Consider the following 7,108-nt stretch of genomic DNA (forward strand, 5'->3'; position numbering starts at 1 on the left):
GGAAAACCCCCGCATCTTCGGATGCGGGGGTTTTCTGCGTTTAGGCTCAAAAGCATGCGCTATGACCTCGTGATCTTCGACAACGACGGTGTGCTCGTCGACAGTGAGCCCATCTCCAACCGGTTGCTCGCGGCGTACCTCACCGAAGTGGGGCACCCCACCACGTACGAGGAGTCCATCCGGGATTACATGGGATCGGCGATGCACCGGATTCACGAGCTCGTCCTCCAGCGGACGGGGCAGCGGTTGCCGGAGAGCTTCGACGACGTCTTCCACGCGCGGGTCTTCGCGGCGTTCGAGCAGGAACTGGTGGCCGTGGCCGGGGCGTCCGGAGTGCTGGAGAAGCTGGCCGCGGACGGCGTGCCGTACTGCGTGGCGTCCTCCGGGAGTCATGAGCGGATCCGGGTGGGGCACCGCACGACGGGGCTCGACCGGTGGTTCGACGAGGAGCGGGTCTTCAGCTCGCAGGACGTGGGGCGAGGGAAGCCGGCTCCCGATCTCTTCCTTTACGCGGCCGGGAAGATGGGGGTCCCGCCGGAGCGGTGCGTCGTCGTCGAGGACAGTCCGCTGGGTGTGCAGGCGGCCGTTGCTGCGGGGATGGACGTCTTCGGGTTCACCGCCATGACGCCGGCGGAGAAGCTCGCCGGAGCGAGCCGCCTCTTCTCCGACATGGGTGAGTTGGCCGATCTGCTGGTGTGAGCATGAGCCGGTTCCGGGTGCCGGGCCGAAGCTGAGTCACATTCATCTTTGGCTGGATCTACCCACGAGTAGGCCGGGGCCCTACGCTCGCCGCCATGACTCATGTGCTGCGGCGCGGCAGGGGCTCGTTGGCGTTCAGCTTCCTGGTGCAGGGTGTCGCCTTCGCTCTGCTCGTGACGAGGATCCCGGCCATCCAGGACCGGTACGGGGTCTCCGACGCGCTGCTGCCGGCGTTTCTGGCCGCTGTGCCGATCCTCGCCGGGGTCGGGAGCGTGACCGCCGAGCGGCTGGTGAAGCGGGTGCGGCCGAGCCGGCTGCTGCGGTGGTCGCAGCCCGTGGTGCTGCTGGCGCTGCTCGGGGTCGGGGTCGGGGAGCGGATGGTCGAGCTGGCCGTCGCGCTGGCGGCGTTCGGGCTCGCCGTCGGGGTGCTGGACGCGTCGATGAACATGCTCGGGGTGAGCCTGCAACGGTCGTACGGGCGCAGCATCATGCTCAGTTTCCACGCGGCCTACAGCCTGGGCGGGATCGTCGGGGCCTCGTTGGCGTGGGTGGGTGCGCACTGGCACCTGGCGCTGTGGCTGTCGTATCTGCCGGTCGTGGTGGTGCTGTTGCCGGCTGTGCTGGTGGGGAGCCGGTGGTACGTCGACGACCGGGACGAGGGGCCCTCGGCGGAGGAGAAGGCAGGGGAGGGGCAGGCGGTCGTCTTCAAGTGGCTGCTGCCGCTCTGCCTGGTGATGACGGTCGCGTACATCGGGGACTCGACCGTCTCCAACTGGAGCGCGAAGTACCTCCAGGACGTGCTCGGGAGCTCGGAGCAGATGGCGACGGTGCCGTACAACGTGTACATGGTCACCACGCTGCTGGGGCGGACGATCGGGGATCTCGGGGTGCGGCGGTTCGGGGCGGTCGCGGTGGTGCGGGGCGGGGCGCTGGTGGCGGCGGGCGGGTTCGCCGTGGTGGCGGCCGCTCCGGGCGCGTGGGTCGGGATGCTGGGGTTCACGCTGCTGGGGCTGGGACTGTGCGTACTGGTGCCGCAGACGTTCGCGGCGGCCGGACGGCTGTTCCCGGGAGCCTCGGACGCGGCCGTCGCGCGGCTGAACGTCTTCAACTATGTGGGGTTTTTGATCGGTTCGCCGTTGGTCGGGGCGCTCGGGGATCTGTGGAGCTATCGCGGGGCCATGCTGGTGCCGATGGTGTTGGTGCTGGTGACGCTGGTGTACGCCCGGTCGTTCGCGCCTCAACCGGACCGATACGGTGGCGGGCATGAGCGGCCGCGCACAGCTGATGTGGGACGAGGCAGTAACGGGCTATGACTTCGGTCAGGGGCATCCGATGGACCCCGTCCGGCTCGCCCTGACCCGGAAACTGGTCGAGGCCTTCGGGCTGGACCGTGAGGTGGACGTCGTCGCCGCGAAGGCGGCCGGGGAGTCGACGCTGCGGCTCGTCCACCGGCAGGACTACATCGGAGCGGTGAAGGCCGCGTCGGCGGATCCGGCGGCGGCGGACCAGTCGTACGGACTGGGGACGGTGGACGATCCGGCGTTCGCCGGGATGCACGAGGTGTCGTCGTTGATCGCCGGGCAGTCGGTCGGGGCGGCGGAGGCGGTCTGGCGGGGTGAGGCGCTGCACGCGGTGAACTTCGCGGGCGGGCTCCACCACGCGATGCCGGGCGGTGCGTCCGGGTTCTGCATCTACAACGACGCCTCGCTGGCGATCGCGCGGCTGCTGGAGCTCGGGGCGGAGCGGGTCGCGTACGTCGATGTCGACGTGCATCACGGGGACGGGGTGCAGGCGGCGTTCTGGGAGGACCCGCGGGTGCTGACGATCTCGCTGCACGAGCATCCCCGGACGCTGTTCCCGCAGACCGGGTGGCCGGAGGAGACCGGGGCGGAATCCGCGCAGGGGTCGGCGGTGAACGTGGCGCTGCCGGCCGGGACGGGGGACGCGGGGTGGCTGCGGGCGTTCCACGCGGTCGTGCCGGAGCTGATCGCGGACTTCCGGCCGCAGGTGCTGGTGACGCAGCACGGGGCCGACACGCACTTCGAGGACCCGCTGGCGCACCTGGCGGTGTCGCTGGACGCGCAGCGGGCGGTGCAGGTGGCCTGTCACGACCTGGCGCACGAGTACGCCGACGGGCGGTGGGTGGCCCTGGGTGGGGGCGGTTACGCGGTGGTGGACGTGGTGCCGCGCTCGTGGACGCATCTGGTCGCGATCGCGGCCGGACGGGCCGTGGAGCCCGAGGCGATGATCCCCGAGAGCTGGCGGCAGGAAGTGTTCGCGAGGACGCGGCAGTTGGCCCCGGCGCGGATGACGGACGGACGCTGGCCCGTGGACTGGTCCGCCTGGGAGGCGGGGTACGACCCGGCGGACCGGCTGGACCAGGCGGTGCTGGCGGCCCGGCGGGCGGTGTTCCCGCTGCGCGGGCTGCTGGCGTGAGGGGGTGACGACACCCCCTGGGCCGACCGGGCGGTGTTCGCGGGTTCTCGGGACAGGCGGAGCTCCGGTCACGCACGATCTCCGTGTGCTGACCACCGAAGCCCTGCGTGCGCACCTGGTGGGCGCACGGCTCGCCGGGACCGTGGCGACCTCGCGGGAGGAGAGCCTGCGCCGTTACCGGCTCTTCGCCGCCCGGGACCCCCGGGTGCTGCTCGGCATCGATCCGGAAGGTGCCTGGGGGCAGCGGGAGTTGATCGAGCTGATGGCGGACCGGTGTGGTGTTTCGGCCGATTCCCGGCGGGTTTCCGGCCAGGACGTGATCGATCCGGAGCGGACCCTGGCGGCGCTGGACGCCTTCGCGGAACGCCTCGCCGAGGCCGCCCGGCGGAAGGCTCCCGTGCTCCTCGGCACCGGGCACCCGCACCGGCTGCTCGGTTTCTACGGCGCTCTGGCAGACGCGCTGTCGGCGGCGGGGTGTGCCGTTCTCACCCCTGCGCAGGGTCGCCGTGTCGACATAACGACCCGGTTCGGCCTACGTACGTACAACCTCGACTACGTACGAGGAGTCGCGCTGGTGCGGACCCCCGGCGCGGAACGCCCCGGTTGTGAGCCCGGCGCACATACGCACTCACCTCTCCCGGTTCGTACCGTACTGGCCGCTTGCGCGGAGGCCGGCGGACCCCTTCCCGGGCTGGTGATCGGAGACCACGGGTGGGTCTGCGGGGCAGGTCAGCTGGGGTTCGAGGCCATCGGGCCGGCCGATACGGACGACCCGGCGCTGTTCGTGGGGGAGGCCGAGGGGTCCGTGTCCGTGGTCGTTCCACTTGATGACGGCGTGCGGTCCGATTACTACCTGCCGCTTACCCGCTACGTACTCAATCGGGCGTGTCTGTCACAGTAGGCCGCCGATGGGTGCACCTCTTCCCCACTCGCATCACTGGCCCCTACATTGGGGAGTGAGCGCGCAGCGACGAAGAGTCACCGGAAGGGGAAGCCGGTGGCCGTCGAGTGCGGAAGGTTCAGGTGTGTCATGGCTGCAGCTGGCGAGAGGCCTCTGAACGAGGTTCAGTTCCTTACCGTGGCGGAAGTCGCCTCGGTGATGCGAGTGTCGAAGATGACCGTGTACCGGTTGGTGCACAGCGGTCATCTGCCCGCGATCCGTGTGGGGCGGTCCTTCCGCGTCCCGGAGCAAGCGGTTCACGAGTACCTCCGCGAGAGTTACGTGGGGGTGGAAACCGCCTGACGGCAGGGTCGGGGCGATCTCCGCAGGGCACTTCGGGATCTCCCCGGCCTCCTCGATTACGACCTCAGCGCTCGGACGGGTAGGCTGGCCCCTCGTAGGTCGTATGGGCCCATGGCGCCCAAACACCGAGTGATGAGAAGTGAGCGAGGGTAGTCGTGGGCTCTGTTATCAAGAAGCGGCGCAAGCGGATGGCGAAGAAGAAGCACCGCAAGCTGCTCAAGCGCACGCGCGTTCAGCGTCGCAACAAGAAGTAAGTTCGCGACGCGGACTCCGCGAGAGCGTTGCTGTGGCCCCCCACCACCGGTGGGGGGCCACACGCATATCCGTTCCGGCGCCCGGCGGTTCCGGTCACTTCGCGCATCGGGCGGTCATCACAGGGCAACAACAACCCGCTAAGTTGGCCCCACGGGGGAACGCGGCGGGGGCGAGAGGTTCTGGAAGGAAGGCGCTGATCTTGGGCAAGGTCGTGCTCGTGACCGGAGTGGCCCGCCAGCTGGGGGGCCGGTTCGTCCGGCGGATCCAGCGGGACCCCGAGGTGGAACGGGTCGTCGCCGTGGACGCGGTGCCCCCCGAGCACCATCTGGGCGGGGCCGACTTCATCCAGGCCGACATCCGGCAGCCCGGGATCGCGCGGGTGCTCGCCGAGACGGGCGCCGACACGATCGTCCACCTGGACGTGACGGGCACGCCGCTGGGCAGCGGCAACCGTGCCTCCCTGAAGGAGACCAACGTCATCGGCACCATGCAGCTGCTCGGTGCCTGCCAGAAGTCCCCGTCCGTGCAGCGGCTGGTCGTGAAGTCCAGTACGAACGTCTACGGCTCCGCGCCCCGCGATCCGGCCGTGTTCACCGAGACGACCCCGCCCAAGTCCCTGCCCAGCGGCGGCTTCGCCAAGGACACCGTCGAGGTCGAGGGCTACGTCCGCGGCTTCGCGCGCCGGCGGCCCGACGTGGCGGTGTGCGTGCTGCGGTTCGCCAACATCCTGGGTCCGACCGCGGACACCCCGCTCGTGTCGTACTTCGCGCTGCCGGTCCTGCCGACCGTCTTCGGCTACGACCCGCGGCTGCAGTTCGTGCACGAGGACGATGTGATCGAGGTGCTGCGGATCGGCTCGCACGAGCCCCGGCGCGGCACGCTCAACAGCGGCACCTTCAACATCGCCGGCGACGGTGTGCTGCTGCTCTCCCAGTGTTCCCGGCGCCTCGGGCGCCCCACCGTGCCCCTGCTGCTCCCGGCGGTCACCTGGGCGGGCTCGCTGGTGCGTACCCTGGGGATGACGGACTTCTCGCCCGAGCAGATCCGGTTGCTCACGCACGGCCGGGTGGTGGCCACGGGCCAGATGCGCGAGACGCTGGGATTCCAGCCCAGGTACACGACCGCGGAGACGTTCGCGGACTTCGCCCGCAGCCAGGGTCCCGGACTCCTTCCGCCGGAGGCCCTTGCGGGGGCCGTCGACCGGATCGCCGACCTGCCCCTCGCGGGCGGCGGACACCCCCCGACGCAGAGCGCCAACTGAGGAGCGCATCAACGATGGCGGACGCCAAGGTCATTCCGTTCGACGACGACCGGTCCCGGGGGAGCGCCGTGCAGCGTCCCCAGCGGCGCCGGAGCGCCGGGAACCGTCGCCCGGGCGCGGAGTCCGCGCCGGTACGTGAGGTGCAGCCCCTGCCCACCAGGGCTGTTCCGCAGGATGATGTTCCTGTGACTTCTGAGGAACAGCCGCCGGAGCCCTCGGGGGACGGCGAGGGCGGTCTCGAACGGCGGATCGCGGGTGGCCTGGCCTTCCTGCGCCGCCGCCTCACAGGGGACTACGAGGTCGACGACTTCGGCTACGACGAGGAACTCACCGACCAGGTCCTGATGTCCCTGCTGCGGCCGCTGTACGAGACGTACTTCCGGGTCGAGGTGAAGGGCGTCGAGAACATCCCGTCCGAAGGCGGGGCCCTGATCGTCGCCAACCACTCGGGCACGCTGCCGATGGACGGCCTGATGATGCAGGTCGCCGTGCACGACAACCATCCGGCGGGTCGGCATCTGCGCCTGCTCGCCGCTGACCTGGTGTTCATGCTGCCGGTGGTCAACGAACTGGCCCGCAAGCTCGGTCACACCCTGGCGTGCGCCGAGGACGCGTCCCGGTTGCTGGAGCAGGGTGAGCTGGTCGGGGTGATGCCGGAAGGCTTCAAGGGCCTCGGCAAGCCCTTCGCGGACCGCTACAAGCTCCAGCGCTTCGGCCGCGGCGGGTTCGTCTCGACGGCTCTGCGCGCGGGGACGCCGATCATCCCCTGCTCGATCGTCGGGGCCGAGGAGATCTACCCGATGATCGGCAACGCCAAGACGGTCGCCCGCCTGCTCGGGTTCCCGTACTTCCCGATCACGCCGACGTTCCCGTGGCTCGGGCCGCTCGGGGCGATTCCGCTGCCGACCAAGTGGACGATCCAGTTCGGCGAGCCGATCCCGACGGACGGCTATCCGCCGGAGGCGGCCGAGGACCCGATGCTGATGTTCAACCTGACCGACCAGGTCAGGGAGCAGATCCAGCACACGCTGTACAAGTTGCTGGTGCAGCGGCGGTCGGTGTTCTTCTGACGCCGGCGTTCGCGGCAGCCCGCCGGTGGCTCGGAGCCGCCGGACGGAGTCCGGCGCAGCTGGCCGAAGCCTGCGGAGCGGTGCGAGGGCAGCAGACGGGAGGGGCCAAGTTGCTGGTGCAGCGGCGGTCGGTGTTCTTCTGAC

The 7,108-nt window shown here is 70.1% G+C and carries 8 protein-coding genes; all 8 read left to right on the top strand.

Annotated elements, in window-relative coordinates; all coding sequences use genetic code 11:
* The first annotated feature begins 54 nt into the window (after nt 1-54).
* The 8 genes from GTY56_RS15405 to GTY56_RS15440 all read left to right on the top strand — a co-directional run bounded on the left by GTY56_RS15405 (nt 55) and on the right by GTY56_RS15440 (nt 6,964).
* The gene (locus GTY56_RS15405) at nt 55-699 is read left to right on the top strand and encodes an HAD family hydrolase (RefSeq protein WP_161365932.1); all 645 of its coding nucleotides are present in this window, start codon (nt 55-57) and stop codon (nt 697-699) included.
* Between the two features lie 95 nt (nt 700-794).
* Nucleotides 795-2,012, top strand: coding sequence for an MFS transporter (locus tag GTY56_RS15410; protein WP_161365933.1), 1,218 nt, complete (start codon nt 795-797; stop codon nt 2,010-2,012).
* Nucleotides 1,963-3,135, top strand: a complete 1,173-nt coding sequence (locus GTY56_RS15415; RefSeq protein WP_161365934.1) for an acetoin utilization protein AcuC — start codon at nt 1,963-1,965, stop codon at nt 3,133-3,135. The genes GTY56_RS15410 and GTY56_RS15415 overlap by 50 nt, the downstream gene beginning before the upstream one ends.
* 85 nt (nt 3,136-3,220) lie before the next feature.
* Nucleotides 3,221-4,036, top strand: coding sequence for a phosphatase (locus GTY56_RS15420; RefSeq protein WP_161365935.1), 816 nt, complete (start codon nt 3,221-3,223; stop codon nt 4,034-4,036).
* Between the two features lie 129 nt (nt 4,037-4,165).
* Nucleotides 4,166-4,378 carry a helix-turn-helix domain-containing protein gene (locus GTY56_RS15425; RefSeq protein WP_004984898.1) on the top strand — a complete coding sequence of 71 codons (213 nt, stop codon included), beginning with the start codon at nt 4,166-4,168 and terminating at the stop codon, nt 4,376-4,378.
* A 155-nt stretch (nt 4,379-4,533) separates the two neighbouring features.
* Nucleotides 4,534-4,632 carry a 30S ribosomal protein bS22 gene (locus GTY56_RS15430; protein ID WP_003948845.1) on the top strand — a complete coding sequence of 33 codons (99 nt, stop codon included), beginning with the start codon at nt 4,534-4,536 and terminating at the stop codon, nt 4,630-4,632.
* Nucleotides 4,633-4,832: 200 nt separating this feature from the next.
* Nucleotides 4,833-5,894 (top strand): NAD-dependent epimerase/dehydratase family protein, encoded by a 1,062-nt coding sequence (locus GTY56_RS15435; RefSeq protein ID WP_161365936.1) that lies wholly within the window; start codon nt 4,833-4,835, stop codon nt 5,892-5,894.
* Nucleotides 5,895-5,908: 14 nt separating this feature from the next.
* Nucleotides 5,909-6,964, top strand: a complete 1,056-nt coding sequence (locus GTY56_RS15440) for a 1-acyl-sn-glycerol-3-phosphate acyltransferase (RefSeq protein WP_161365937.1) — start codon at nt 5,909-5,911, stop codon at nt 6,962-6,964.
* The last annotated feature ends 144 nt before the right edge of the window (nt 6,965-7,108 follow it).

The organism is Streptomyces sp. SID5643 (assembly GCF_009872555.1).
GTDB classification, from domain to species: domain Bacteria; phylum Actinomycetota; class Actinomycetes; order Streptomycetales; family Streptomycetaceae; genus Streptomyces; species Streptomyces iakyrus.